The following is a 275-nucleotide window of genomic DNA, read 5'->3' as shown; positions in this document are numbered from 1 at the left end:
CTTCAACATTTTTAGGCACGTATACGAAAAACCCACCGGTCCAAAGCGCTTGGTGCAACGCTGTAACCTTATGCTGTTCGATGCCGCTTTGGAACAGATATTTCTTAATCAGATCACCATGTTCCTTTATAGCTTCGGCTAACGGCATAAACACAACACCTTGTTCCTTTAGGGAATTGCTGATGTTTGCGTATACAATGCTTGCATGCTTTTGCACAATGATATTTTCATTGTCTGCATCTAATAGCTCTACAATTTCTTGCGGGAGTTCTTCC

At 41.8% G+C, this 275-nt stretch carries 1 pseudogene; it reads right to left on the bottom strand.

Annotation, left to right across the window (positions count from 1 at the left end):
- Positions 1–275 (bottom strand): annotated as a pseudogene (locus tag LKX83_RS32500) (Fe-S cluster assembly protein SufD); the annotation flags it as partial.

Origin of the sequence: Cohnella baijiui (genome assembly GCF_020731285.1) — a bacterium.
In the GTDB taxonomy this organism is placed as follows: Bacteria; Bacillota; Bacilli; order Paenibacillales; family Paenibacillaceae; genus Cohnella.
This window is presented reverse-complemented; position numbering and strand designations above follow the sequence as displayed.